At 60.9% G+C, this 23303-nt stretch carries 24 protein-coding genes; 16 read left to right on the top strand and 8 right to left on the bottom strand.

Going from position 1 to position 23303, the window contains the following annotated elements:
- Positions 1–131 precede the first annotated feature (131 nt).
- The 5 genes from ATY79_RS15240 (at position 132) to rplI (ending at position 4617) form a co-directional block, all read left to right on the top strand.
- Entirely contained in the window at positions 132–1907 is a 1776-nt protein-coding gene (locus ATY79_RS15240; RefSeq protein ID WP_088704248.1) for an adenylate/guanylate cyclase domain-containing protein, read from the top strand.
- Between the two features lie 255 nt (positions 1908–2162).
- On the top strand, positions 2163–2621 hold the full coding sequence (gene rpsF / locus ATY79_RS15235; RefSeq protein WP_088693543.1) for a 30S ribosomal protein S6: 459 nt from the start codon (positions 2163–2165) through the stop codon (positions 2619–2621).
- A 12-nt stretch (positions 2622–2633) separates the two neighbouring features.
- Complete coding sequence (gene rpsR, locus ATY79_RS15230) at positions 2634–2882, top strand: 30S ribosomal protein S18 (RefSeq protein WP_004680498.1); 249 nt, start codon at positions 2634–2636, stop codon at positions 2880–2882.
- A gap of 154 nt (positions 2883–3036) precedes the next feature.
- A complete protein-coding gene (locus tag ATY79_RS15225) occupies positions 3037–4020 on the top strand; it encodes a DUF2232 domain-containing protein (protein ID WP_088693502.1) in 984 nt (327 codons plus the stop codon).
- A 21-nt stretch (positions 4021–4041) separates the two neighbouring features.
- On the top strand, positions 4042–4617 hold the full coding sequence (rplI, locus tag ATY79_RS15220) for a 50S ribosomal protein L9 (protein ID WP_088693503.1): 576 nt from the start codon (positions 4042–4044) through the stop codon (positions 4615–4617).
- Positions 4618–4677: 60 nt separating this feature from the next.
- Here rplI and ATY79_RS15215 read toward each other — a convergent pair whose 3' ends face one another.
- The 3 genes from ATY79_RS15215 to ATY79_RS15205 are packed head-to-tail and all read right to left on the bottom strand — an operon-like array spanning position 4678 to position 7889.
- Positions 4678–5742: an HlyD family secretion protein gene (locus tag ATY79_RS15215; protein WP_088693504.1), complete on the bottom strand. Its 1065-nt coding sequence runs from the start codon at positions 5740–5742 to the stop codon at positions 4678–4680.
- 16 nt (positions 5743–5758) lie between these two features.
- Positions 5759–7435 carry an MFS transporter gene (locus tag ATY79_RS15210; protein ID WP_088693505.1) on the bottom strand — a complete coding sequence of 559 codons (1677 nt, stop codon included), beginning with the start codon at positions 7433–7435 and terminating at the stop codon, positions 5759–5761.
- A gap of 10 nt (positions 7436–7445) precedes the next feature.
- Entirely contained in the window at positions 7446–7889 is a 444-nt protein-coding gene (locus ATY79_RS15205) for a MarR family transcriptional regulator (RefSeq protein ID WP_088693506.1), read from the bottom strand.
- Positions 7890–8230: 341 nt separating this feature from the next.
- Between ATY79_RS15205 and ATY79_RS15200 the strand changes: the two genes are divergently transcribed.
- Positions 8231–9727 (top strand): replicative DNA helicase, encoded by a 1497-nt coding sequence (locus ATY79_RS15200; RefSeq protein ID WP_088693507.1) that lies wholly within the window; start codon positions 8231–8233, stop codon positions 9725–9727.
- Positions 9728–9758: 31 nt separating this feature from the next.
- Here ATY79_RS15200 and ATY79_RS15195 read toward each other — a convergent pair whose 3' ends face one another.
- From ATY79_RS15195 to ATY79_RS15185, 3 genes are all read right to left on the bottom strand, one after another.
- Positions 9759–10061: an AzlD domain-containing protein gene (locus ATY79_RS15195; RefSeq protein WP_088693508.1), complete on the bottom strand. Its 303-nt coding sequence runs from the start codon at positions 10059–10061 to the stop codon at positions 9759–9761.
- The gene (locus tag ATY79_RS15190; protein WP_088704247.1) at positions 10058–10762 is read right to left on the bottom strand and encodes an AzlC family ABC transporter permease; all 705 of its coding nucleotides are present in this window, start codon (positions 10760–10762) and stop codon (positions 10058–10060) included. The genes ATY79_RS15195 and ATY79_RS15190 overlap by 4 nt, the downstream gene beginning before the upstream one ends.
- Before the next feature lie 70 nt (positions 10763–10832).
- Positions 10833–11654: an AraC family transcriptional regulator gene (locus ATY79_RS15185; RefSeq protein WP_088693544.1), complete on the bottom strand. Its 822-nt coding sequence runs from the start codon at positions 11652–11654 to the stop codon at positions 10833–10835.
- A 179-nt stretch (positions 11655–11833) separates the two neighbouring features.
- Here ATY79_RS15185 and alr point away from each other — a divergent pair, with 179 nt between their 5' ends.
- Positions 11834–13000, top strand: coding sequence for an alanine racemase (gene alr / locus ATY79_RS15180; RefSeq protein WP_088693510.1), 1167 nt, complete (start codon positions 11834–11836; stop codon positions 12998–13000).
- A 4-nt stretch (positions 13001–13004) separates the two neighbouring features.
- Here alr and ATY79_RS15175 read toward each other — a convergent pair whose 3' ends face one another.
- Positions 13005–13640, bottom strand: a complete 636-nt coding sequence (locus ATY79_RS15175; RefSeq protein ID WP_088693511.1) for a LysE family translocator — start codon at positions 13638–13640, stop codon at positions 13005–13007.
- 150 nt (positions 13641–13790) lie between these two features.
- Here ATY79_RS15175 and radA point away from each other — a divergent pair, with 150 nt between their 5' ends.
- The 4 genes from radA to ATY79_RS15155 all read left to right on the top strand — a co-directional run bounded on the left by radA (position 13791) and on the right by ATY79_RS15155 (position 18398).
- A complete protein-coding gene (radA, locus tag ATY79_RS15170; protein WP_088693512.1) occupies positions 13791–15194 on the top strand; it encodes a DNA repair protein RadA in 1404 nt (467 codons plus the stop codon).
- A 93-nt stretch (positions 15195–15287) separates the two neighbouring features.
- Entirely contained in the window at positions 15288–15917 is a 630-nt protein-coding gene (locus ATY79_RS15165) for a CvpA family protein (RefSeq protein WP_088693513.1), read from the top strand.
- A 171-nt stretch (positions 15918–16088) separates the two neighbouring features.
- Positions 16089–17579 carry an amidophosphoribosyltransferase gene (gene purF, locus ATY79_RS15160; RefSeq protein WP_088693514.1) on the top strand — a complete coding sequence of 497 codons (1491 nt, stop codon included), beginning with the start codon at positions 16089–16091 and terminating at the stop codon, positions 17577–17579.
- A gap of 78 nt (positions 17580–17657) precedes the next feature.
- A complete protein-coding gene (locus tag ATY79_RS15155) occupies positions 17658–18398 on the top strand; it encodes an SDR family NAD(P)-dependent oxidoreductase (RefSeq protein WP_088693515.1) in 741 nt (246 codons plus the stop codon).
- Between the two features lie 7 nt (positions 18399–18405).
- Here ATY79_RS15155 and ATY79_RS15150 read toward each other — a convergent pair whose 3' ends face one another.
- Positions 18406–19155, bottom strand: a complete 750-nt coding sequence (locus ATY79_RS15150; RefSeq protein WP_245306851.1) for a GH25 family lysozyme — start codon at positions 19153–19155, stop codon at positions 18406–18408.
- Between the two features lie 356 nt (positions 19156–19511).
- Between ATY79_RS15150 and cysS the strand changes: the two genes are divergently transcribed.
- Genes cysS through pip form a run of 5 tightly spaced genes read left to right on the top strand, consistent with a single transcriptional unit; the run spans position 19512 to position 23290 of the window.
- Positions 19512–20903: a cysteine--tRNA ligase gene (gene cysS, locus ATY79_RS15140; protein ID WP_088704246.1), complete on the top strand. Its 1392-nt coding sequence runs from the start codon at positions 19512–19514 to the stop codon at positions 20901–20903.
- Complete coding sequence (locus tag ATY79_RS15135) at positions 20900–21376, top strand: GFA family protein (RefSeq protein WP_088704245.1); 477 nt, start codon at positions 20900–20902, stop codon at positions 21374–21376. The genes cysS and ATY79_RS15135 overlap by 4 nt, the downstream gene beginning before the upstream one ends.
- Positions 21373–21861 (top strand): GFA family protein, encoded by a 489-nt coding sequence (locus ATY79_RS15130; protein WP_088704244.1) that lies wholly within the window; start codon positions 21373–21375, stop codon positions 21859–21861. The genes ATY79_RS15135 and ATY79_RS15130 overlap by 4 nt, the downstream gene beginning before the upstream one ends.
- Positions 21858–22334, top strand: coding sequence for a GFA family protein (locus ATY79_RS15125; RefSeq protein ID WP_088693519.1), 477 nt, complete (start codon positions 21858–21860; stop codon positions 22332–22334). The genes ATY79_RS15130 and ATY79_RS15125 overlap by 4 nt, the downstream gene beginning before the upstream one ends.
- On the top strand, positions 22331–23290 hold the full coding sequence (gene pip / locus ATY79_RS15120) for a prolyl aminopeptidase (RefSeq protein WP_088693520.1): 960 nt from the start codon (positions 22331–22333) through the stop codon (positions 23288–23290). The genes ATY79_RS15125 and pip overlap by 4 nt, the downstream gene beginning before the upstream one ends.
- The last annotated feature ends 13 nt before the right edge of the window (positions 23291–23303 follow it).

Below are 23303 nucleotides of genomic sequence, written 5' to 3'. Positions count from 1 at the left end.
CACGTCTCCCGCAAAGCGTCCACAACGAGAAGTTTCGGCAACTTTGCAGTCGCGGCAATTTCCGCTTCTCGGTCCTGCGCAATTCAGCTAGGCTTAAAAGGCTCTGTGCAGGGCCGCGGGGAGCTCATTCCGTGGAACGGAAGCTCGCAGTCATACTTGCCGGCGACGTTGCCGGTTACAGCCGCCTTGTTGCAACCAACGAGGAGGATGCGCTTGCGACACTGAGCGTCTACAGCACCACGATTGGTGACCTCGTGTGCGAGCACGGCGGGCGGATTTTCGGCAGCGCTGGAGACAGCGTAGTGGCCGAATTCCACAGCGCAGTGCAAGGCGTCCGTGCAGCGGTCGCCATCCAGCGCGCCCTCAATCGCCGAAATGCGGACCTGCCGGTGGATCGACGGATGGAATTCCGCCTCGGGCTCAATCTCGGTGACGTCGTCGTCTCGGGAGACAATCTGCTCGGTGACGGCGTGAATGTCGCCGCCCGCCTTCAGGAGGTGGCGCTGCCTTCCGGCATCTGCATTTCCGGTGCGTTGCGCGAGCAGATCGAGGGCAAGCTGGACTTTCCTCTCGTTCCGATGGGCGACCGTACGCTTAAGAACATTCCGCGGCCGGTGCCTGTGCATCGGGTACACTGGAGCCGTGAGGACCCCGTCGAGGCAGGAGCGCTCAGCGGGCCCCTCAGACTGCCCGACAAGCCCTCGATCGCAGTGTTGCCCTTCGTGAACATGTCTGACGATCCCGAGCAGGAATTCTTTGCGGATGGACTGACCGAAGACATCATCACTGCGCTTTCGCTTTACCGCTGGTTTTTCGTCATCGCCCAGAACTCATCCTTCGCGTATAAGGGGCGCGCGGTCGATGTGAAGCAAATCGGGCGCGATCTCGGCGTGCGCTATGTCGTGGAAGGCAGTGTGCGCAGGGCCGGGACACGGGTTCGCGTCACAGGCCAGCTGATCGAAGCCGAGAGCGGCGTTCACCTCTGGGCACAGCGCTACGACCGCGAAATCGCGGATATCTTCGCCATTCAGGACGAGCTCACCCAAAATGTCGTTGGCGCCATCGAGCCGGAAATCCTGATAGGTGAGAGCCGCCGGGCACTGCTCAGAACGACAGACAATCTCGATGCTTATGAAAGCCACATGCGCGGCACTTGGCTGCATAATGCGCAGGATACCGCCGAGCATTTCATCGAATCCATAGCCTGGCATCGCCGAGCCATCGAGCTCGATCCCGATTTCGCACGCGCCCACATGATGCTGGCTCGTTCGCTCTACGCGCGCTGTTTCCACGGCTTCAGCGACGATGTCGACAGGGACAGCACCGAACTTCGAGCAGAGGCAGAGCGCGCAGTCGCGCTTGATCCGCGCGATCCCTACTCTCACTACGCGATGTGCCTTGGCCATTTCGTTGCCCACAACGCCCCGGCCGCCGTCGAAGAAGCGCAGCAAGCTATCGATCTCAATCCCAATTTCGCCCTGGCGCATATGGGGCTCGGATGGGCCAGAATCTTCACCGGCTATTTCGCGGAAGCTTACGATCCTCTCCACATGGCCCTACGGCTTAGCCCACATGATCCCCTAGCCTATCTCATCCACGACCGGCTCGCGTTGTCGAACTATCATCTCGGCAACTACGAGGAAGCGATTCACTATTCCGAACGTGGGCTGTCGCTCCGCCGTGCCTACTTCAACCGAGTCGTGCTTCTTGCAAGCTTGGGGCAGCTCGGCCGTCATGACGAAGCCCGGCGGCTGATACCAGAGATCCTGGCAAACGTACCGGCAGACCTCGAGCACTATTGGAAGATCCTGACGCCCTACGTTGACCCGGGCCACTACGACCATTTCGTCGACGGGTTGCGCAAAGCGGGGCTGCCCTCGTTGAACTCGCAGCGAGAACATTGCTGACGTCCCTTGCGTTTCCGCGAAAAATCCGTATAAGCCGCCCTGTTCGCAAACCCGGTCTTCTGGCTGGTGGCTGAACGGAGGGCCGGTTTTCGTGAAGAAAATCGTCGGAACGGAAGCGTTCCAGCCTCCCGTGTCTCCGCTCTCGACCGTCTCGGAACGCTTTTCTTGCTTGGCGCTTGCCGCCTCTCAGGAGCAGTCGTTGAGGCTTAGCCGCCGAATATCGGGTTGATCAAACGCAAGAAAGGCAAAGCTGTCATGGCTCTTTATGAACATGTATTCCTTGCCCGACAGGATATTTCCGCTCAGCAGGTTGATGCCCTCGTAGAACAGTACAAGGGCGTACTCGAAGCTAACGGCGGCAAGGTCGGGCGCGTAGAAAACTGGGGCCTCAAGTCCCTCACCTACCGCATCAAGAAGAACCGCAAGGCTCACTATGTTCTCGTCGACATCGACGCGCCGGCTGCTGCCGTGCAGGAAATGGAACGTCAGATGCGCATCAGCGAAGACGTCCTGCGCTACATGACGATCGCTGTTGAAAAGCACGAAGAAGGCCCGTCTGCCATGATGCAGAAGCGCGACCGCGACGACCGCGGCCCGCGTGATGGCGCCGACCGTGGCCCGCGCCGCGAATTCGGTGACCGTCCGCCGCGCCGTGACGGCGACTTCCAGCGTGGCCCGCGTCCGGACCGTGCTCCCCGCGAAGACCGTGCATAAGGAGATCTGAGAATGTCTGAAGCTTCCTCCGCACCGGTTCGTCGCCCGTTCCACCGTCGTCGCAAGACTTGCCCGTTCTCCGGCGCAAACGCTCCGCGCATCGACTACAAGGACGTTCGTCTCCTGCAGCGCTACATTTCCGAGCGCGGCAAGATCGTCCCTTCCCGTATCACGGCTGTTTCTCAGAAGAAGCAGCGCGAACTCGCTCAGGCGATCAAGCGCGCTCGTTTCCTCGGCCTGCTGCCGTACGTCGTCGCTTAATCGGCTGACGGGACCAAATCGAGGGAAGACAGCAATGCCTTCCCTTCTCCCTTTCGCGATGGGCGCGGATCGGAACTCTTAAAACCCATGTTGAGGCATTCTGAAATCGATTCAGGAGAACCCTCTAACTGCTTGATGAAGCAGGACAGCGACCGTGAACCAACTGAACACAAAAACGCTAGGCATCGGCGCGCTCGCCGGATTGACCGCCGCACTTCTGGTGCTCGGCGCGAGCCTGCAGCCGTCGTTCAGTGCGGTCCTCTACGCTGCTTCGGCACTTCCCATTCTTCTCGTCGGCCTCGGCTGGGGCAACATGGCGGCAATCGCCGCCGTCGTCACCGCCGCTGCAGTCGGCGCGATCGCCATCTCGCCGTCCTTCGCGCTGATGATGACGCTGGTCACGCTGCTGCCGGCCGGGTGGCTGAGCCACCTTGCAAACCTTGCCCGCCCGGCCTCCGAACTCGGCGGCCCCGAGCATCTGATGGCTTGGTATCCGCTTTCGGATATCCTGCTGCACCTCTGCGGCCTCGTTACGATCGCGGTGATCGTCGTCGGCGTGATGATCGGCTACGGTCCTGAACTCATCGATCGCCTGGTCGATGTCCTGTTCGGGTCGCTTGCACAGCAGCAGCCCGAGTTTTCGCCCGATCCGGCAGTGACGACGCAAACCAAGTCGCTCGTTCTGCTCATGCTACCTGCCATTCAGGGCGGCATGTGGGTGGTCATGCTGTTTGCCGCCTACTACGTCGCGACCCGGATCGTCAGCGCATCCGGCCGCAGCCTGCGTCCCCGCGAGGATATCCCCTCGGCGCTGCGCATGAACCGCAACTCGATCTTCGTATTTCTTGTCGGTCTTGCCGCCACCTTTTTCGGCGGCATGCCGGCGATGATCGGAGCAACCGTCGTCGGCACGTTCGGCGCCGGCTTCCTGCTCTCCGGCTTCGCCGCGCTGCACTTTCGCACGCGCGGCAAGGATTGGCGCCTTCCGGCGCTCATCCTCTGCTACCTGGCATCGCTCGTCCTGATGGTGCCAGCCTTTTTCATCCTCGTGGTGGGCTTGAGCGATACCCGCAAGGCGATCGCTCTGACCCCGAACAAGGATGCCGATGCCCCCAAACAGACAGATTCGAAAATCTAGAGACACGAAAGGAACACGAACATGGAAGTCATTCTTCTTGAACGCATCTCCAAGCTCGGCCAGATGGGCGAAACCGTAAAGGTTCGCGACGGCTTCGCTCGTAACTACCTCCTGCCGCTCGGCAAGGCGCTTCGCGCCAATGAAGCCAACAAGAAGCGTTTCGAGTCCGAGCGCGCAACGCTCGAAGCTCGTAACCTCGAGCGCAAGTCGGAAGCGCAGAAGGTCGCCGACGTTCTCGACGGCAAGTCCTTCATCGTCGTTCGCTCCGCCGGCGAAACCGGCCAGCTGTACGGCTCGGTTGCTGCTCGCGATGTCGTAGACATCCTCGCTGCTGAAGGCTTCAACATCGGCCGCAACCAAGTTCACCTGAACACGCCGATCAAGGCCATTGGCCTGCATAAGGTTGAGCTGCAGCTCCACGCTGAAGTCGAAATCCACGTCGAACTCAACGTTGCTCGTTCGGCTGAAGAAGCTGGCCGTCAGGCCAAGGGCGAAACCCTCACCTCCGTCGATGCCATCTACGGTGTTGACGAAGACGCCCTGCGTCCGGAAGACTTCTTCGATCCCGAAGCCGACCTCGAAGGCGACGAAGCTTAATTTTTCCGAGAGATCCTCTCTGGAAATGAACGAAAGCCCGGTTCGCGCCGGGCTTTCTGCTTATTTGGCGGCTGTGTTCTGCTGTGGTGGAGCGCTCTTGTCGACGTCGACGACGACGGAAAGCCCCGGCCCCAGATCCTTGACGACCGGCTGGTCGGAATCAAAACCGATGCGCACGCCGACGCGCTGTGCAATCTTCACGAAATTCCCTGTCGCATTGTCGGCCTTGATGACCGCGAACTCCGACCCGGCTGCGGGCGAGAAGCGCTCGATGTATCCCCTCAGTTTCTGCTTACCGAGCGCATCGACCGTGATCGTCACCGGCTGCCCGACCTGCATACCGTACAGCTGCGTCTCCTTGAAATTCGCGACAACCCAGACATCCTCCGGCACAACCGCCATGAGCTGCGTTCCCGCCGTCACATATTGCCCAACACGTACACCGACTTCGCCGAGATGACCGTCACGCGGCGCGACAATCCTGGTGTTCTGCAGGTCGATTTCCGCGAGATGCACCGCGGCTTCCGCGCTTGCGACATTGGCTTCCAGAAGCGAGCGATTGACGATGATTGTTGCAAGATTTTGCTTGGAAACCTCAAGCGCAGCCTTTGCCTGGTTCACGGCCGCCTTGGCCTGGTCAAGCGTCGCCTGCGCGGCCTCTGTCTCACTCTGCGATGCAATGCCGCGGTTGCTGAGGTTGTTGACGCGATCCCATGCCTGCTGCGCGCGCGTCAGCGCTGCGTTTGCGCTGTCGATCTGTGCCTCGCTGGAGGCGATGCTCGCCTTTGCCGCAAGCTCGGACTGGCGGGAATTCTCCAGCGACGCCTTCTGCCCGTCGAGCGCCGCACGCGCTTGGGCAAGCTTCTGAGCGTAGATGCGGTCGTCGATCTGGACAAGCGTATCGCCCTGCTTGACCTGCTGATAGTCCTTCACGAGCACATCGACGACATAACCGCTGACCTGTGGGCTCATGATCGTGACATAGCCCCGAACATAGGCGTTGTCAGTCGTTTCAACCGACGTGACAAACGGCGGCAAGCGCCATGCATAGAGAACGAGAAGGACACCGGCGATGCCGGCGAGGACTGCGATGATAGTCGAGGGAGACCGAAGGAACTTCAACATGCTGGGACCCCTGAGATCACGATTGAGCGGGCGTTGCATCGGGCTGGCTTGTCCGTGGCCAAGGTAGCCGGCGCCACGCTTGATGCAGAAGAATGACCATCAGGCCGAAGACGGAGGAGAAGCCGATGACCAGGAAAGTGTCGTTGTAGGCGAGAATATAAGCTTCGCGGCTGACCTGCTGAGCGAGCAGCACCAGACCTTCGGCGTTGAGCAGCATCTTGTCGCCGAGGACCTTGCCATACACCGCGCTCAACTGAGAGATGCGCTGCGCCACGATCGGGTCCTGCAGCAGGATATGCTCGACGAGCACATTCGAGTGGAACTTCTCCCGGATTGTCACGAACGTTCCGAGCATCGCGGAGGCGAAGAGCGAGCCAATGCTCTGCGTGAATACGAAGATTACCAGGAAGTTGACGATGTATTGCCCGCCCCGGGAGATGGCGGCCTTAAAGCCGTTCGCCATGACAGGCGGCAGGAACATCGCCGCGCCCGCGGCAACCATCGCCTGGCTCAGATACATCTGAGGCGGTCGCGTCAGGCTCGTCGACTGGCTGTCCAGAAAGGCGCCGCCAGCAATGAGGGCGAGCGCCAGCACATGGGCAGTCTCGACATAGCGTGTCGTCATCAGAAACGCGCAAAAAAGCCCACCAACCAAAGAGGCGAAAAGGATGATCGCATAAAGGGTCACTGTCTGATCGTTCAGAAGCCCGAGCTGCTGATAGAAGTTGGCGGCCGTTGACGACTGCTCCGAGGAGACGAAGCGGAAAAGAAGCAGGACGCCCGCCATGCGCATATTGGCGCCCGAGAACAGCCAGCGGAAATCGATCAGGGGACTGGTGCGCGGCAGCTCCATGGCCAGCATGAGTGCAAGCGAGCCGACCGATACCGCCAACAAGACGCCGATCCAGGGTGCCTCGAACCACCAATAGAGCCGGCCCAGCGTCAGTACAACGGCAAGACAGCCGAAGCCGACCGCCAGCAGGAGATAGCTCAGTATGTCGTGTCGTTGAATGACGTTTGCCCGAGGCGGCGCCGTGAGCGGCAGTAGGTAGATGATAGGAAAGACAATGAGCGCGAGCCCCATCTCGAACATATAGAGCGCCTGATACCCGCCGAAGTGCAGCAGCGAGGGTGAGACGATGCGCGCGATGGGAGACGCAAACAGCGTGCTCATCAATGCGAAGCTGATCCCGAGCGAGAGCTTCTTTTCCTGAGGGAACGGTTCCAGCATGTACAGGAAGCCGAGCGTCGAAAGAGGTGCAGCTGCCATGCCGCTCAGGGCGCGCACGACGATCGCGGAATGCAGGTCAGTGATGAGGAGATTGAGCACCGCCGCAACGATGAAACAGATAATGCCGAGTTCCGCGAAACGCCTAAGACCGTACTGGGTACGGATCTTGAAGAGTGCGATCGACATGCTGGCGTAAGGTGCCATATAGGCCGCCGAGAGCCAGGATATTTCAGTAGTGGTCGCGGAAAACGAGCCTTGCAGCTGATAGATGTTGGCGGTCAGCAGGTTCATGCCAAGGCCCTGCGTCAGAAAAAGCAGAACCGAGGCCCCCATGTAGAGCGGCATCTTCCAGGCCGGCATCGGCACGCCCGCTGCCGGTGGCGGTTGCTGTTGCGCGTCCGGCTTCGCCGCCTCGGCGGGCCTTGGCGCCACATTGTCGTTGGCGGTCTCGGCGAGGCTCATTGGCAGGACCTCAAATTCCGCGAATGCCCTGCAGGTTGGCTTGCATGGCCCGTATCACGTCCAAAGTAGTCTTCAGATCATTTTCGGGAATACCGGCGATGACCTGAGCCCGCACTTTCACGGCGATGTCATCGATCTCGCCGGCCACGACCTTGCCGGTTTCCGTGATGTAGATTTCCTTGGCGCGTCGATCGGAGCCGGCTACGCGCCGCTGGACGAAGCCCTGCCCTTCCATCGCATCGAGAATCCTGACGAGCGTTGGCGTCTCGAGCTCCAGCCTGTCGGCCAGTTCTCGCTGGTTGATCCCGTCCTTCTTGTTGAGCGTGAAAAAGACGCGGGCGCGCGGCAACGTCATATTGCGCTCCCGCACTATCTTGTCGAAGACGGCCCTGAGCTTGCGATTGAACGCTGCAAGATCTTCGATGAGCTCACGTCCGAGAACGGGATTTCCCATATATTTCAGTCCTATTTTGTTAGTGTACTAATTATATCTTTGCTATCTATATTGTTTTCCGATCTTTTTCAAGAGGCGGCGGCCTCTGTTCGGGTGCAAGTCTCGCCCGGCGGGCTTACACTACCACGTGAGGCACGATGGAAGTGAGTCGTTTCTGGCCGTGTTCCGCAGGTGACACTTTCGGTATTTTTGTACCGACAGCAAGTGCGGCTGTGGAGAAGTCGAACAACGGGCAAAGCCTCCCGGTATCGACGGTGGCGTGGAAGGGACCTCGCTTCCTCACTTGATTTTGTCGCCTGCGCGCGCCACACCCGAAGCTGAAGAAGACAGAACGGATTACGATGAACGACGTCGCTCGAAAGATTGCCGCCGTTGCTCCCGCGGAGCAGCACTACCGGGAAGCACCCAACAATATCGAAGCCGAACAGGCGCTTCTCGGCGCGATCCTGATGAACAACGACGCCTATTACCGGGTGTCGGACTTCCTGAAGCCGATCCATCTTTACGAACCGCTGCACCGCAAGATCTTCGAAGTCGCGGGCGACATCATCCGCATGGGCAAGATCGCCAATCCGGTGACGATCAAGACCTTCCTGAAGGCCGACGAGAAGGTCGGCGACATGACGGTCTCCGAATACCTCGCACGCCTTGCCCGTGAAGCGGTCACCATCATCAACGCCGAGGACTACGGCCGGGCGATCTACGACCTGGCACTGCGCCGCGCGCTGATCACGATCGGCGAAGATGTTGTCAATATCGCCTATGACGCGCCGCTCGACATGCCGCCGCAGGCGCAGATCGAGGATACCGAGCGTCGTCTATTCGAACTCGCAGAAAACGGCCGCTATGACGGTGGCTTCCAGTCGTTCAACGACGCGGTGGCGCTGGCGATCGACATGGCCGCCGTCGCCAAGGAACGCGATGGCGGTCTTTCGGGCATCTCGACCGGCATTCTTTCGCTAGACGGCAAGATGGGCGGCCTGCAGCGCTCCGACTTGATCGTGCTTGCCGGACGTCCTGGTATGGGCAAGACCTCGCTCGCCACCAACATCGCCTACAACATCGCCGCCGCCTACGAGGGCGAGGTGCAGCCGGACGGCAGCACGAAGGCAAGGCAGGGCGGCGTCGTCGGCTTCTACTCGCTTGAAATGTCGTCCGAACAGCTCGCCACCCGTATCATCTCCGAGCAGACGGAAGTCTCCTCCTCGAAGATCCGCCGCGGCGACATCAACGATGCCGATTTCGAAAAGCTCGTCGCCTGCTCGATGATGATGCAGAAGGTGCCGCTCTACATTGACCAGACCGGCGGTATTTCGATCGCCCAGTTATCGGCACGCGCCCGCCGGCTGAAGCGCCAGCGCGGTCTCGACTGCCTGGTGGTCGACTACATCCAGCTGATGACCGGCTCGGGTAAGTCGGGCGAAAACCGCGTGCAGGAAATCACCCAGATCACGACCGGCCTGAAGGCGCTCGGCAAGGAGCTGAACGTCCCGATCATCGCGCTCTCCCAGCTTTCGCGTCAGGTGGAAAGCCGCGACGACAAGCGCCCGCAGCTCTCCGACCTTCGTGAATCGGGCTCGATCGAGCAGGACGCCGACGTGGTGCTCTTCGTGTTTCGTGAAGAATATTACGTCAAGAACCTCGAGCCTCGTGATCCCAACGATCCGAAGTATGCGGAATGGGAAGCCCTCTTCGACAAGGTGAAGGGCACAGCCGATGTCATTATCGCCAAGCAGCGCCACGGACCGACCGGCACCGTAAAGCTCGCCTTCCAGTCGGAGTTCACGCGCTTTGCGGATCTCGCCGACCCCTCCTTCATCCAGTACGAAGAGCACTGACGGGACCCTTCCCGTCAGCACAATACTCAATCTACAAGCCGACAGCTCGCAGGATGGCAACGCTAGCCACGCCGACGGCAACACTTGCGAGCATCGGCAGGCGGCGCGCTGCGAGCGCCGTCACGAGGCAAGCAGCCGTTTCGGCCCAGCCCGTCGCAAAGGCCGTGGGCGCGATCACCGCCATCAGGACTGCCGGCGGTATAGCCTCGATGGCCGTTCGGGTCTGTTCGGTCATGGCGACGTGGCGAATGAGGAGCAGGCCGCTCATGCGGGTCAGCACCGTTGCCACCGCCATGGCGAGGATCGCCAGAAGCGTATTTATCTCCAGGGTCATGCCGCAACCGCCTTTGTCTTGACCGTCCACAGCGCCGCAGCAAGTCCGGCGAGCGCACCGGCTGCGATGTACCAGACACCTGGCACGAACTGGTGAACCAGGACGGCCGCTAAAGCGCTCGCAGCCAATACCGAACCCGTCTCGCGGCCCTTCCAGAACCCCATCGCCAACACGACAAAGACCGCGGGAAAGGCGAAGTCGAGCCCGATGGCGGCGGGGTCGCCTAGGAACGCACCGAGAGAGGCGCCGATCAGCGTGGAGGCGACCCAAGCCAGATAGAACGGCATGGCGATGCCTGCGAACCTTGAAGGCGTCAAGCGCGCAACGCCTGCTCGGAATTCCGCGATCGCCCATATCTCATCGGCGAGGAACAGCATGGCCGCATATCTTCGCCAGCCCGAGAAGGCCTGCATCTTCGTCCCGAGGGATGCGCTCATCAGGACGTGGCGGATATTGACGAGCAGTGCGGCAAAGCCGACGCCTGCCCAGCTAGCCGGGTACGTCCATATGTCCATCGCGACGAACTGCGAACCACCAGCGAATACGAGCGCGCTCATCAAAGTCGCCTCCAGCGCCGACAGGCCTTTCGTGACCGAAACCGCGCCGAAGACGAGACCGATCGGAACAACGGCGACGACGAGCGGCAGAATTGCCTTCGCGCCGTCAAGAAAGTCCCCGATGGGTCGTCTTTGAGTGAGCATTGGAACCTCCAGAACTGCCAGAGCCCGGAGCTGTAAGCCGCCACACCGCGACCGTCTTGAACGAAAGTGATCAGCCCGCGCGATATTGCCCCGGGGTAACACCGGTGCGCACCTTGAAATGTCGGGTGAAATGCGCCTGGTCGGCGAATCCGCACTGGATCGCCACATCGGCGGGCGCCTGTCCCGCCTGCAACAATTTGCGCGCCTCGCGCACCCGCTTGTCGGTCAGGAACGCATGCGGGGTGATGTGATATTCGCGACGGAACGCCCGGATGAGATGCGCGCGGCTCAATCCTGCGACATCGGCCAATTCGTCAAGCCCGATGTCACTGTCGAAATTGTCGGTCAGGTAGTCGCGAGCGCGACCAACCGCGGTGCGCTCCTTCGTATCCACCGGCACGACGATCGTGCTGCCGTAACGCTGGAAGATTGCCGCAAGCACGCGAAACATCCCTTCCTCCGATTCCAGGGCTCCGGCGCCGCTCTCCAGCACGCTATGGGCCGCATGGAAGGCCGCGGCCATCTCGGGATCGTTGAGAAGCTCCTTCGGGAAGGACGGCGTGGCGTTGAAGGCCTTGCCGGTCACGTCTTCGAGGATATCGACGAAGAGCGTGGTATCGGGATAGATCATTCGATAGCGATACCCTTCGCCGCCCGGGACGCCGTCATGCACGACGCCTGGGTCGATGAGATACAGGTCGCCTGCGCCCGTCTCCTCCCGGACTCCCTTCATCGTCGCGATCTGCGTGCCGCTTTCGATCGCGCCGATCGAGAAAGTGTCATGGGCATGAGGCGCATATTCATGCGTCAGAAAGCTTGCGCTCAGGCATTCCATGTTGCGGAATCTGCGGTCGCGCCAGAAGCGCGCCCGTTCGAGACCGGCCAGCGGCATCGCGTCGGCCGCCTCTTTCTGCGATACATTCTCCATCGAACCAGCCTACTTCAGGCGCGCCTCTGCGTCTTGAACAAAAGTGATCGCAAGATCGATATCTCCTTGGCTTGCGTTTACTTTGCCTTATTGATCTCTAGACTGCCACGCGACGAGTACCCTCCCTACCTTTGTGAAGCACGATGACTGATTTTGTTGATAGTTTCGAAGATGAAGATCCATTCGACTCCGCCGGCCTGCGGCTGACCGTCGACCTGACGGCACTGACGGAAAACTGGAAAGACATGGCGCGACGCTCCGGCAAGGCCCGGGCCGCCGCGGTCGTGAAGGCGGACGCGTACGGCACCGGCATCGAAGACGCCGGCGAAGCGCTGTTTATGGCGGGCGCGCGCGATTTCTTCGTCGCCACCGTCGATGAAGGCGTGACGCTACGGCCCTATGCCCCCGATGCGCGCATCTTCGTCCTCTCCGGCATCTGGCCGGGCACGGAGCGGCGCTTCTTCGAAAACGATCTCGTGCCGGTGATCTCGTCGGAAGAACAACTCGCTTTCTGGATGGCGGTGCTCGCCGAATACGGCGACTATCCCTGCGCGCTCCACGTCGACACGGGCTTCAACCGGCTGGGCCTTTCCGTGGACGAGGCGATCGCGCTTGCCGACGACGTCTCGCGTCCGGCAAGTTTTGCACCGGTGCTCGTCATGAGTCATCTCGCCTGCAGCGATGACGATTCCTCGGAAATGAACCGGCAACAGCTTGAATCATTCCGGCAGATTAGCGCCGCCTATGAAGGTATCGATTCAAGCCTTGCGGCTTCCGCCGGCATCTTCCTCGGCAGCGATTACCACTTTGACCTGACGCGCCCCGGCATCGCGATCTACGGCGGCGAAGCCGTCAACGGCATGGCGAACCCCATGCGGCCGGTGGTGACCGCCGAGGCCCGGGTCCTTCAGGTTCGCACGGCCAAGGCGGACGAGTCCGTGGGCTACGGCCGCGCCATGCGATTGACCCGCGACAGCAAGCTCGCCATCGTGTCGGCCGGCTATGCCGATGGATATCTGCGAAGTCAGTCGAGCGGTGGTGTCCCCTTGCGCCAGGTCGTACCGCAGGGAGGTTACGGCTTCGTGGCTGGCCGGAAGATTCCCGTTGCCGGCCGCGTCACCATGGACCTGACGATTTTCGATATCACCGACCTTCCGGAAAACGCAGTGCGCGCAGGCGATTACGTGGAACTGTTCGGAAAGAACGTACTCGTCGACGATGTCGCTAGGTCGGCGGGTACGATCGGCTACGAAATCCTGACCAGCATCGGCCTTCGGCACGAACGGCGTTACCTGTACGAGGAAGACTAAGGACCTAGCGCGTCGTTAGCGCCAGCCGCACGCCGAGTGCCACCAGCAGCGCCCCAAGGCCGCGATCGAGCCAGAGGCCGATGCTCTTTCTGCGTTTGATGAGATCGGCGAGGCGCCCTCCCGCCAGGATGAGCGGCGGCTCGATGAAGGCTGCAACGACAATGATGAGTACGCCGTGGACCGCCAGCTGTAGCCAGGTCGGTCCAGCGCCCTCGACCACGAATTGCGGCAGGAAGGCGAGGAAGAAGATCGCGACCTTCGGGTTCAAAAGCGAAACGAGGATGCCCTGCCTGTAGACACGGCTCCAGGGCAGGACGTCTTTCGCCGCATTGACCAGACCGCCCTCGCCCTTCGAGCGCAATGCCTGAATGCCGAGCCAGACGAGGTAGATCGCGCCGACCCACTTGACCACCGAAAAGGCCAGCGCGGAGGCGGCGAGGATCGCGGAAAGGCCGAATGCCGCCATGGCCACATGCAGGCAGGCGCCGGTCCAGATGCCGAAGAGCGCGGCAAAGCCGGTCTTCGTCCCGCTCTTGACGGTGTGGCCGAGAATGAAAGCCATGTCAGGGCCTGGCGACAGGTTCAGCAGAACCGCTGCGGTCAAGAACGCAATCCAGTGCGCGAGCGAATAGTCCAGCATCTCGTGGCCTCCAAGATAGTGGAGAACAAGTGCCACCGCAGCCCCTGATAGGGAAATCATTAGTTTTGATCGGTGCCGCGAATGATTATTTGAGCAGTCCAACTGATTCGATGCGACGCGCTAGCTACCATCCAACCGAAAGCATGATTGATGGCGAAGGCCAGGACACAATTCATCTGCCAGAGCTGCGGCGCGGTTCATAATCGCTGGGCGGGCAAGTGCGATAACTGCGGCGAGTGGAACACCATCGTCGAGGAAGACCCAATGGGCGGCATCGGAGGTGGACCGGCAAAGACGCCGAAAAAGGGCCGCCCGGTCACGCTGACGACGCTGTCAGGAGAAATCGAGGAAGCGCCGCGCATCCACACAGGCATCTCCGAACTGGATCGGGCGCTTGGTGGCGGCTTCGTGCGCGGCTCGGCTGTGCTGATCGGCGGCGATCCCGGCATCGGCAAATCGACGCTGCTGATGCAGGGGGCGGCGGCCCTTTCGCGCCGCGGCCATCGGATCATCTATGTCTCGGGTGAAGAGGCAGTCGCGCAGGTACGGCTGCGGGCGCAGCGTCTGCAGGCCGCCGATACCGATGTGCTGCTCGCCGCGGAAACCAACGTGGAGGACATTCTGGCAACTGTGGCGGAAGGCAAGCGGCCGGATCTTGTGATCATCGACTCCATCCAGACGCTCTGGAGTGAACTTGCCGAATCCGCTCCCGGAACCGTGACCCAGGTGCGCACCGGCGTTCAGTCGATGATCCGCTTCGCCAAGCAGACTGGTGCTGCGATGGTTCTCGTCGGTCACGTCACCAAGGACGGCCAGATCGCAGGCCCGCGTGTCGTCGAGCACATGGTCGATGCCGTCCTCTATTTCGAAGGCGATCGCGGCCATCACTACCGTATCCTGCGCACGGTCAAGAACCGTTTCGGGCCGACCGACGAGATTGGCGTCTTTGAAATGTCGGACAAGGGGCTCCGAGAGGTCGCCAATCCCTCCGAACTGTTCCTTGGTGAACGCAACGAGAAATCGCCGGGCGCTGCCGTCTTTGCCGGAATGGAGGGCACGCGCCCGATCCTGGTCGAAGTGCAGGCGCTCGTCGCGCCGACATCGCTCGGCACCCCTCGCCGCGCCGTCGTCGGCTGGGATTCGGCGCGGCTGTCGATGATCCTTGCCGTACTCGAGGCCCATTGCGGCGTGCGGCTTGGCCAGCACGACGTCTATCTGAACATCGCGGGCGGCTATCGCATCTCGGAGCCGGCCGCCGATCTCGCAGTCGCCTCGGCACTGGTTTCGTCGCTTGCCGGTATTGCCCTGCCGGCCAATTGTGTCTATTTCGGCGAAGTCAGCCTGTCGGGCGCCGTCCGGCCGGTTTCACATACGTCCCAGCGCCTCAAAGAAGCCGAGAAGCTGGGCTTTTCTGCCGCGCTGCTTCCCTCGGCGTCAGCCGACCTGCCGAAGGGTTCCGGCGGTCGCTGGAGCGAGATCGAGAGCCTTCCGGACCTGGTTGCACGTATTGCCGGGTCGAAAGGTGCTCTGCGACGTGTGGAAGAAGAGGTTTGATCCTTTCATCGCCAGCATCGGTGATGTTATAGGATGCACGCAATGAGGCGCGACCAAGCCGTAGATAAACGGCGGTCCTGGAGTTGAATTTATATGCCCATTACGATTTTCGACGGTATTGTCATCGGCGTCGTTCTTTTCTCCGCCGTACTTGCAATGGTACGCGGCTTCTCCCGCGAAGTTCTTTCGATCGCAAGCTGGGGCGGCTCCGCAGCCGCCGCATACTATTTTTATCCCTACCTCGTGCCTTACGCGAAGAAGTACACGGATGACGACCGTATCGCGATCGTCGGCTCGGCCGCGGTGGTGTTCCTGATCGCGCTGATCGTGATCTCCTTCATCACCATGAAGATCGCAGACTTCATCATCGACAGCCGGATCGGCGCTCTGGACCGCACTTTGGGCTTTCTCTTCGGCGCGGCTAGGGGCATACTTCTTCTCGTCGTCGCCGTCGCTTTCTGGAACTGGCTCGTGGACGTGGATCACCGCCCGGCCTGGGTGAACAACGCCAAGTCGAAGCCGTTCCTGGACTCGATGGTGGTCAAGTTGCAGTCCGTACTGCCGGCAGAATTCGCGCAGATGGTGCGCGCGAGCGTGATGGACAAAATTCAGCCGCAGGGCGGCAATACTGAGAGCGGCAGCGCGCCGGCATCCGACCAGGCGGCGCCAGCCGAAGATGCAGCGCCCGCCCCTGCAACCGGTGCACAGCAGCCGTCTAATTGACGCAGTGTTCAACAGCTTGACCCGCCACCTGGCAATTGCCATTTGAGCGGAACGTGAATAAAGGTCCGGCCGGGCATCCGCTCTGCCGGGCCTCAGCCGTTTAAAACGCATGATTACGGCATCATGCTATGGAAAGCCGATCCATTCTTGTGAGAGCAAAGGCCCGCATCGATGAACCAGTCTCATTCCTTGACGCTCAATGATGAATTCGATGGAGACACCCTCCACGAAGAATGCGGCGTCTTCGGCATTCTTGGCCATGATGATGCGTCTACCTTGACGGCGCTCGGCCTGCATGCCCTCCAGCATCGCGGGCAGGAAGCAGCCGGTATCGTCTCCTTCGACGGACTGCGCTTCCACTCCGAACGACATATGGGCCTGGTCGGCGATCACTATACCGACCCGACCACCCTCGCCCGCCTTCCCGGCAACATCTCGATCGGCCACAATCGCTATTCAACGACCGGCGAAGTAGCGCTCCGCAACGTGCAGCCGCTCTTCGCGGAACTTGAAGTCGGTGGCATCGCCATCGCCCACAACGGCAACTTCACGAACGGCCTGACGCTTCGTCGCCAGCTCATCGCCGGTGGCGCTATCTGTCAGTCCACCTCCGATACGGAAGTCGTTCTCCACCTCATTGCGCGCTCGCGCTACACCTCTACCGCCGACCGCTTCATCGACGCCATCCGCCAGATGGAGGGCGGTTATTCGATGCTCGCCATAACGCGCACGAAGCTCATCGCGGCGCGTGATCCCACCGGCATTCGTCCCCTCGTCATGGGTGAACTCGACGGCAAGCCGATCTTCTGCTCGGAGACCTGCGCGCTCGACATCATCGGCGCGAAGTTCGTTCGCGACGTCGAGAACGGCGAAGTCATTATCTGCGAAATCCAGCCTGATGGTTCGATCTCGATCGACGCTCGCAAGGCTGGCAACGGCCAGCCGGAGCGTCTCTGCCTGTTTGAGTATGTCTACTTCGCCCGTCCGGATTCCGTCGTCGGCGGCCGCAGCGTCTATGTCGCCCGCAAAAACATGGGCATCAACCTAGCCAAGGAATCTCCTGTCGAGGCTGATGTCGTCGTTCCCGTTCCGGATGGCGGCACGCCTGCTGCGCTTGGCTATGCACAGGAGAGCGGCATCCCGTTCGAATACGGCATTATCCGTAACCACTATGTCGGCCGTACCTTCATCGAACCGACGCAGCAGATCCGCGCCTTTGGCGTGAAGCTTAAGCATTCCGCCAACCGGGCGATGATCGAAGGCAAGCGCGTCGTGCTCGTCGACGATTCGATCGTGCGCGGCACTACCTCCCTGAAGATCGTGCAGATGATCCGCGACGCCGGCGCTAAGGAAGTGCATATCCGCGTCGCCAGCCCGATGATCTACTATCCCGATTTCTACGGCATCGACACGCCGGACCGCGAGAAACTGTTGGCGAACCAGTACGACAGCCTCGAAGCCATGTGCAAATATATCGGCGCCGACTCCCTGCAGTTCCTGTCGATCAACGGCCTTTATCGCGCCGTCGGCGGGGAGGACCGTAACGACGCCCGCCCGCAGTTCACCGACCACTACTTCACCGGCGATTATCCGACCCGCCTTCTCGACAAGGACGGCGAAACGATGGGCCGCAAGGTTTCCTTGTTGGCGACCAACGGCTGACAGCCATTCGCTTTGACATTTGACCAAGGGGCGCTTATTGCGCCCCTTACTTTTTCCGCTACGGGGGAACCGGGGACCATGACTATCAACCTTGAAGGCAAGATCGCGCTCGTCACCGGCGCATCCCGCGGCATCGGGTATTTCACGGCGCTGGAACTGGCCAAGGCCGGGGCACATGTGATTGCCTGCGCCCGTACCGTCGGCGGCCTCGAGGATCTCGATGATGCTATCAAGGCAGCCGGCGGCTCAGCCACCCTCGTACCGTTCGACCTCGCCGACATGAACGCGCTCGACGCGCTCGGCGCCTCGATCTTCGAGCGCTGGGGCAAGCTCGACATTCTCGTGGCCAATGCCGGCATACTCGGCGTGATTTCGCCGATCGGGCATATCGAGGCAAAGACCTTCGAGAAGGTGATGACCATCAATGTTACCGCGACGTGGCGGCTGATCCGCTCCGTCGATCCGCTGCTGTCGCGCTCCGAGGCCGGCCGCGCCGTCATTCTTTCGTCCGGTGCTGCGCACAAGTGTCGCCCATTCTGGGGCCCCTACTCCGCCTCCAAGGCTGCCGTCGAGGCGCTGGCCCGCACCTGGGCCGGCGAAACGCAACGCACGCCGCTTCGCATCACCAGTGTCGATCCGGGTGCGACGCGCACGGCCATGCGCGCCCAGGCCGTTCCGGGCGAAGATCCCGAGACGCTGCCGCATCCCTCCGAAGTCGCCAAGGCAATCCTGCCGCTGGTCGGTCCCGACGTAACCGAGACCGGCAAGCTCTTCCTCGTCCGCGAAAACAAACTGGTCGATTACCGGCTGCCGGAGTAAGCGCGCTTTACTTCGCCGCCACGGCCGGGAACAGATGCGCGAAACCTGTTTCCGATGGGCAAAGCGCGTTGAGGTCGACAGGACCTTGAATGCCGTCCAGCGTGCCGTTGTCGGCGAACTGCCAGATTGACCAATCGCCGCAATCGGTCCGGCGAGGCTCTTTGAACACGCTTCGAAGCCACAGGTAGTGTTCGGGGAATCGGGATTCGTTGCCCCTGAGATATTGATCAAAGAACTCCTGGGTGACGTAGAATATCGGTTTCTCCGGAAAGGTGCTTTTCAGTTCAGCAAAGAACGCGTTCACCTCCGCTGCCATCTCCTCCAGCGTCGGGACCTTGTTGCAATTTCCGACAAACTCCAGATCGACGGCGATTGGCAGAGTTCCCTGTTCTCTAGGTACGGTTGCCAAAACATTCCGTGCCTGATCCTTGCCTGGGCGGCAGAAGGTGAAGAAATGGTATGCGCCACGTACCAAGCCCGCATCTTTCGCGAATTGCCAGTTCACGGCGAACTGGGAATCTTGGTGGTCCCCGCCTTCGGTCGCCTTCATGATCGCAAAACGGACGTTCGACTGCGCCGCGACCCTGTTCCAATCGATGTCGCCTTGGTGATGACTGACGTCGATACCCTGGATTGGATATTTACTAAGGGATGGATTGTTGAAGCGAACCATGCCGAAATCGTATGCGAAGTATGTAGCAGATACGACAAGGAAAATTGCTGCCGCACCGATTATTCCGTATGTCAACCTGTGCACTATTTCCCCCGTTCTTCAGCGGCGTCGCAATTTTCTAAATGAGATTTGCGCTCCGAAAATGGCGCAGGAATCTCGATTCATCCTCGGAGACGGGCCAGAGGTTCGGCGCTGCAATCGATTCACTGGATCGATTGCTCCGGCTCGCGCCGGGTCGCTTCTCACCCCCTTGACCAAACCCGGTTCCCGCGCCATAAAACCCGCCATGAAAACGGTTATCTGCATTATCTGCCGGAAGATTATTCGCTAGCGCGCTCGCTGGCCTGGCCGTTTTCGTCTCCTGAAAAGTCCAAGATGAGAAACGCCCCGGCCCGCCGGTGGCAGATTTTTTTCGGATCATTGCATTTGGGAGAGTAGATATGGCCGGCGCGCCAGACACTAAGAAGCCGGAACTGAAGCTTTACAACACGCTGACACGCGAAAAGATGGCCTTTGCGCCGATCGATCCGCAGAACGTCCGCATGTATGTCTGCGGCCCGACCGTCTATGATTTCGCTCACATCGGCAATGCGCGCCCGGTCATCGTCTTCGACGTGCTCTTCCGATTGTTGAACCATGTCTATGGGGCTGAGCACGTCACCTATGCGCGCAACATCACCGATGTTGACGACAAGATCAACGCGCGTGCTTTGCGCGACTATCCCGGCCTGCCGCTCAATGATGCCATCCGCGCCGTGACGCAGAAGACCGAGACCCAGTTCCTCGATGACGCCAAGGCGCTCGGCTGCCTTGAGCCGTCGGTCCAGCCGCGCGCCACCGACAATATTGCCAAAATGATCGAGATCATCGAAAAGCTGATCGCCAACGGCCATGCCTACCAGGCATCAGGTGAAGTGCTGTTCGACACGAAGTCGATGGTGGATTACGGCCAGCTCTCGAAGCGCAATCTCGACGAACAGCAGGCCGGTGCCCGTATCGCCGTCGACGCGCACAAGAAGAATCCCGGCGACTTCGTCCTGTGGAAGCTCTCGAGCGACAGCGAGCCCGGCTGGGAGAGCCCCTGGGGCCGCGGCCGCCCGGGCTGGCATATCGAATGCTCGGCCATGAGCGAGCGCTACCTCGGTGAGGTCTTCGACATCCACGGCGGCGGCCTCGACCTGATCTTCCCGCACCACGAGAACGAGATCGCGCAGTCGCGTTGCGCCCATGGCACCAAGGTCATGGCCAACGTCTGGATGCACAACGGCTTCCTGCAGGTCGAAGGCCGCAAGATGTCGAAGTCCGAAGGCAACTTCGTCACCATCTACGAACTGCTGCACACCGAAAAGTTCGGTGGCCGGCAATGGCCGGGCGACGTGCTGCGCCTTGCGATGTTGATGACCCATTATCGCGAGCCGATCGATTTTTCGGTCAAGCGTCTGGAGGAGGCCGAGCGCCTGCTCGCAAAGTGGCCGGCAGCGGATGCTGCGGGTGTGCAGCCCGACGCGGCAGTCGTCAATGCCCTGGCCGACGACCTCAACACGGTAGCGGCAATCCAGGCACTGCATGCGCTTGCCCAGTCCGGCGATCACGCGACGTTCGCCGCGAGTGCCGCCCTGCTCGGTGTCCTGCCCGAGAAGACTGAGATCGACGAAGCGGTCGCCATCGAAATCGACCGGCGGGTCAAGGTGCGGCTGGAACTGCTCAAGGCGAAGAACTTCGCCGAGGCCGACAAGATCCGTGAGACGCTGCTTGCCGAGGGCATCCAGCTCAAGGACGGCAAGGATCCGGCCACGGGCGAACGAGTGACCAAGTGGGAGCTGAAGAGATGAACACCTACACAGGCGGATGCCAGTGCGGCGCGGTCCGCTTCCGGGTTCGCGGAACGTTGAAGGATTCTTCCATCTGTCATTGCCGCATGTGCCAGAAGGCATTCGGCGCCTACTACGCACCTCTGGTTTCCGTGCGCGGCGCCGAATTCGAATGGACGCGCGGCGAGCGCAAGCGCTTCCGTTCGTCCAACCTGGTCGAGCGTGGCTTCTGTGCCGATTGCGGCACGCCGCTGACCTACGAGGCGCCGGATGGAATGGCGGTCGCAGCCGGCGCCTTCGATGATCCATCTGCCCTGCCGCCGGTCATCCAATATGGCACCGAACGCAAGATCGGTTTCGTCGATCACCTGCATGAGTTGCCGGTTCGCCAGACCGAAGAGGACGCCGAAGCAGCACCGTTCGTGCTCGACATCGTCTCCTACCAGCACCCGGATCACGACACGAGCACATGGCCTGAGGAGAAAAATCCGTGACAACGGCTGTGGCTCTGTGCGGAGGTTGCCAGTGCGGCGCGGTTCGTTACCGTGCCGTAGGCGAACTCGGCTATCCGCACCTTTGCCACTGCCGCATGTGCCAGAAAGCAGCCGGGAACTATTTCATGCCGCTGGCGGCCGCAAAGCGAAGGGATTTTGCCGTGACGCGCGGTGAGCCCAAATGGTTTCACTCGTCCGATATCGTGCGCCGCGGCTTTTGCGCCGACTGCGGGACACCGCTTTTCTATGATGTTCCGGATGCGGACTTCATCAACATCGTGCTCGGTTCATTGGACGATCCCGATAGCGTCAAGCCGGTGATGCAATCGAACACCGGACGCAAGATGAGCTGGTTTCACGAGCTCGACACCCTGCCTGTCGAGCCGGAACCAGAAACGCCCGAGCGTGAAAACGCGATTGCCGCGAGCAATCATCAGCACCCTGATCACGACACAACCCATTGGCCAAGCGGAGCCTTAGCATGAGCGAACCCATTCGAACCGGCGGCTGCCAGTGCGGCGCAGTCAGATTCCGCATCAGCGGCAAGCTAGGCCGCCCTTCGATCTGCCACTGCCGCATGTGCCAGAAGCAATTCGGCGGCTTCTTCTCCGCGCTTGTGACCGCACCTGACGAAGGCATGGAGTGGACGCGTGGCGAGCCCAGCTATTTCCAGTCTTCCATCAACATCGAGCGCGGCTTCTGCAAGAATTGCGGCACACCGATGACCTACCGCCACCCGGGCGGCCTCGAGCTCGCGATTGGCACGTTCGACGACCGCAGTGATCTGGCGCCGCAGATCCAGGTCAACCACGACGCACGCATTCCCTGGGTCGAGACGATCTTCGACCAACCCGTTCACAAGGACCCGGACTTCTATGCACGGCAGGAGGCAATCATCTCCTTCCAGCACCCCGATCACGATACTGCAATCTGGCCAGCCGAAGGCGTCAAAATATGACTGAAGTGCTCCGTACCCTCTATCCCAAAATCGAACCCTATGCTTCCGGCCACCTCGACGTCGGCGATGGCCACAGGATTTATTGGGAGCGTTCGGGCACACCGGGAGCAAAGCCGGCGGTGTTCCTGCACGGCGGACCTGGTGGCGGTTTCTCGCCGAGCCACCGCCGCCTCTTCGATCCCGCGCTCTACGACGTGCTGCTGTTCGACCAGCGCGGCTGTGGCAAGTCCACGCCGCACGCCAATCTCAACGCCAACACGACCTGGCATCTGGTCGCGGACATCGAGCGGCTGCGCGAGATGGCAGGCGTGGAAAAGTGGCAGGTCTTCGGTGGCTCGTGGGGCTCGACGTTGGCGCTTGCCTATGCCGAGACGCATCCGCAGCGCGTTTCCGAGCTGGTCGTGCGTGGCATCTATACGCTCACCAAGGCCGAGCTCGACTGGTATTATCAGTTCGGCGTGTCAGCAATGTTCCCCGACAAGTGGGAGCGCTTCATTGCGCCGATCCCGCCGGAAGAACGCCATGAAATGATGCTGGCCTACAATCGCCGGCTCACCGGGGCGGACCGGGCTGTCGCCCTTGAGGCCGCCCAAGCCTGGAGCATATGGGAGGGCGAAACCATCACGCTGCTGCCGGAGAAGTCGACCAGCGGCAAGTTCGAGGACGCCGACTTCGCCTATGCCTTTGCCCGGATCGAGAACCACTTCTTCGTCCATGCCGGCTGGATGGACGAAGGCCAACTGCTGCGGGATGCTTACAAGTTGAAGGACATTCCCGGTGTCATCGTGCACGGCCGCTACGATATGCCATGCCCGGCGAAATATGCCTGGCTGCTGCACAAGGCATGGCCGACGGCGGAGTTTCATCTGATCGAGGGCGCCGGACACGCCTATTCGGAGCCAGGCATTCTCGACAAGCTGATCCGCGCCACGGACAAATTCGCCGGAAAGCAATAACGAGCCACAAGGC

It is taken from the genome of Rhizobium sp. R693 (genome assembly GCF_002211315.1).
Taxonomy (GTDB): domain Bacteria; phylum Pseudomonadota; class Alphaproteobacteria; order Rhizobiales; family Rhizobiaceae; genus Rhizobium.
Note: the sequence above shows the minus strand (reverse complement) of the source record. Positions and strands in the feature narration are given on the sequence as shown.

What these genes read in the sequence shown, in the direction of transcription:
- rpsF (WP_088693543.1), top strand. Translation starts at nt 2,163, where the DNA reads ATGGCTCTTTATGAACATGTATTCCTTGCCCGACAGGATATTTCCGCT.
- rpsR (WP_004680498.1), top strand. Translation starts at nt 2,634, where the DNA reads ATGTCTGAAGCTTCCTCCGCACCGGTTCGTCGCCCGTTCCACCGTCGT.
- rplI (WP_088693503.1), top strand. Translation starts at nt 4,042, where the DNA reads ATGGAAGTCATTCTTCTTGAACGCATCTCCAAGCTCGGCCAGATGGGC.
- ATY79_RS15215 (WP_088693504.1), bottom strand. Translation starts at nt 5,742, where the DNA reads ATGTTGAAGTTCCTTCGGTCTCCCTCGACTATCATCGCAGTCCTCGCC.
- ATY79_RS15210 (WP_088693505.1), bottom strand. Translation starts at nt 7,435, where the DNA reads ATGAGCCTCGCCGAGACCGCCAACGACAATGTGGCGCCAAGGCCCGCC.
- ATY79_RS15205 (WP_088693506.1), bottom strand. Translation starts at nt 7,889, where the DNA reads ATGGGAAATCCCGTTCTCGGACGTGAGCTCATCGAAGATCTTGCAGCG.
- ATY79_RS15200 (WP_088693507.1), top strand. Translation starts at nt 8,231, where the DNA reads ATGAACGACGTCGCTCGAAAGATTGCCGCCGTTGCTCCCGCGGAGCAG.
- ATY79_RS15195 (WP_088693508.1), bottom strand. Translation starts at nt 10,061, where the DNA reads ATGACCCTGGAGATAAATACGCTTCTGGCGATCCTCGCCATGGCGGTG.
- ATY79_RS15190 (WP_088704247.1), bottom strand. Translation starts at nt 10,762, where the DNA reads ATGCTCACTCAAAGACGACCCATCGGGGACTTTCTTGACGGCGCGAAG.
- ATY79_RS15185 (WP_088693544.1), bottom strand. Translation starts at nt 11,654, where the DNA reads ATGCCGCTGGCCGGTCTCGAACGGGCGCGCTTCTGGCGCGACCGCAGA.
- alr (WP_088693510.1), top strand. Translation starts at nt 11,834, where the DNA reads ATGACTGATTTTGTTGATAGTTTCGAAGATGAAGATCCATTCGACTCC.
- ATY79_RS15175 (WP_088693511.1), bottom strand. Translation starts at nt 13,640, where the DNA reads ATGCTGGACTATTCGCTCGCGCACTGGATTGCGTTCTTGACCGCAGCG.
- radA (WP_088693512.1), top strand. Translation starts at nt 13,791, where the DNA reads ATGGCGAAGGCCAGGACACAATTCATCTGCCAGAGCTGCGGCGCGGTT.
- ATY79_RS15165 (WP_088693513.1), top strand. Translation starts at nt 15,288, where the DNA reads ATGCCCATTACGATTTTCGACGGTATTGTCATCGGCGTCGTTCTTTTC.
- purF (WP_088693514.1), top strand. Translation starts at nt 16,089, where the DNA reads ATGAACCAGTCTCATTCCTTGACGCTCAATGATGAATTCGATGGAGAC.
- ATY79_RS15155 (WP_088693515.1), top strand. Translation starts at nt 17,658, where the DNA reads ATGACTATCAACCTTGAAGGCAAGATCGCGCTCGTCACCGGCGCATCC.
- cysS (WP_088704246.1), top strand. Translation starts at nt 19,512, where the DNA reads ATGGCCGGCGCGCCAGACACTAAGAAGCCGGAACTGAAGCTTTACAAC.
- ATY79_RS15135 (WP_088704245.1), top strand. Translation starts at nt 20,900, where the DNA reads ATGAACACCTACACAGGCGGATGCCAGTGCGGCGCGGTCCGCTTCCGG.
- ATY79_RS15125 (WP_088693519.1), top strand. Translation starts at nt 21,858, where the DNA reads ATGAGCGAACCCATTCGAACCGGCGGCTGCCAGTGCGGCGCAGTCAGA.
- pip (WP_088693520.1), top strand. Translation starts at nt 22,331, where the DNA reads ATGACTGAAGTGCTCCGTACCCTCTATCCCAAAATCGAACCCTATGCT.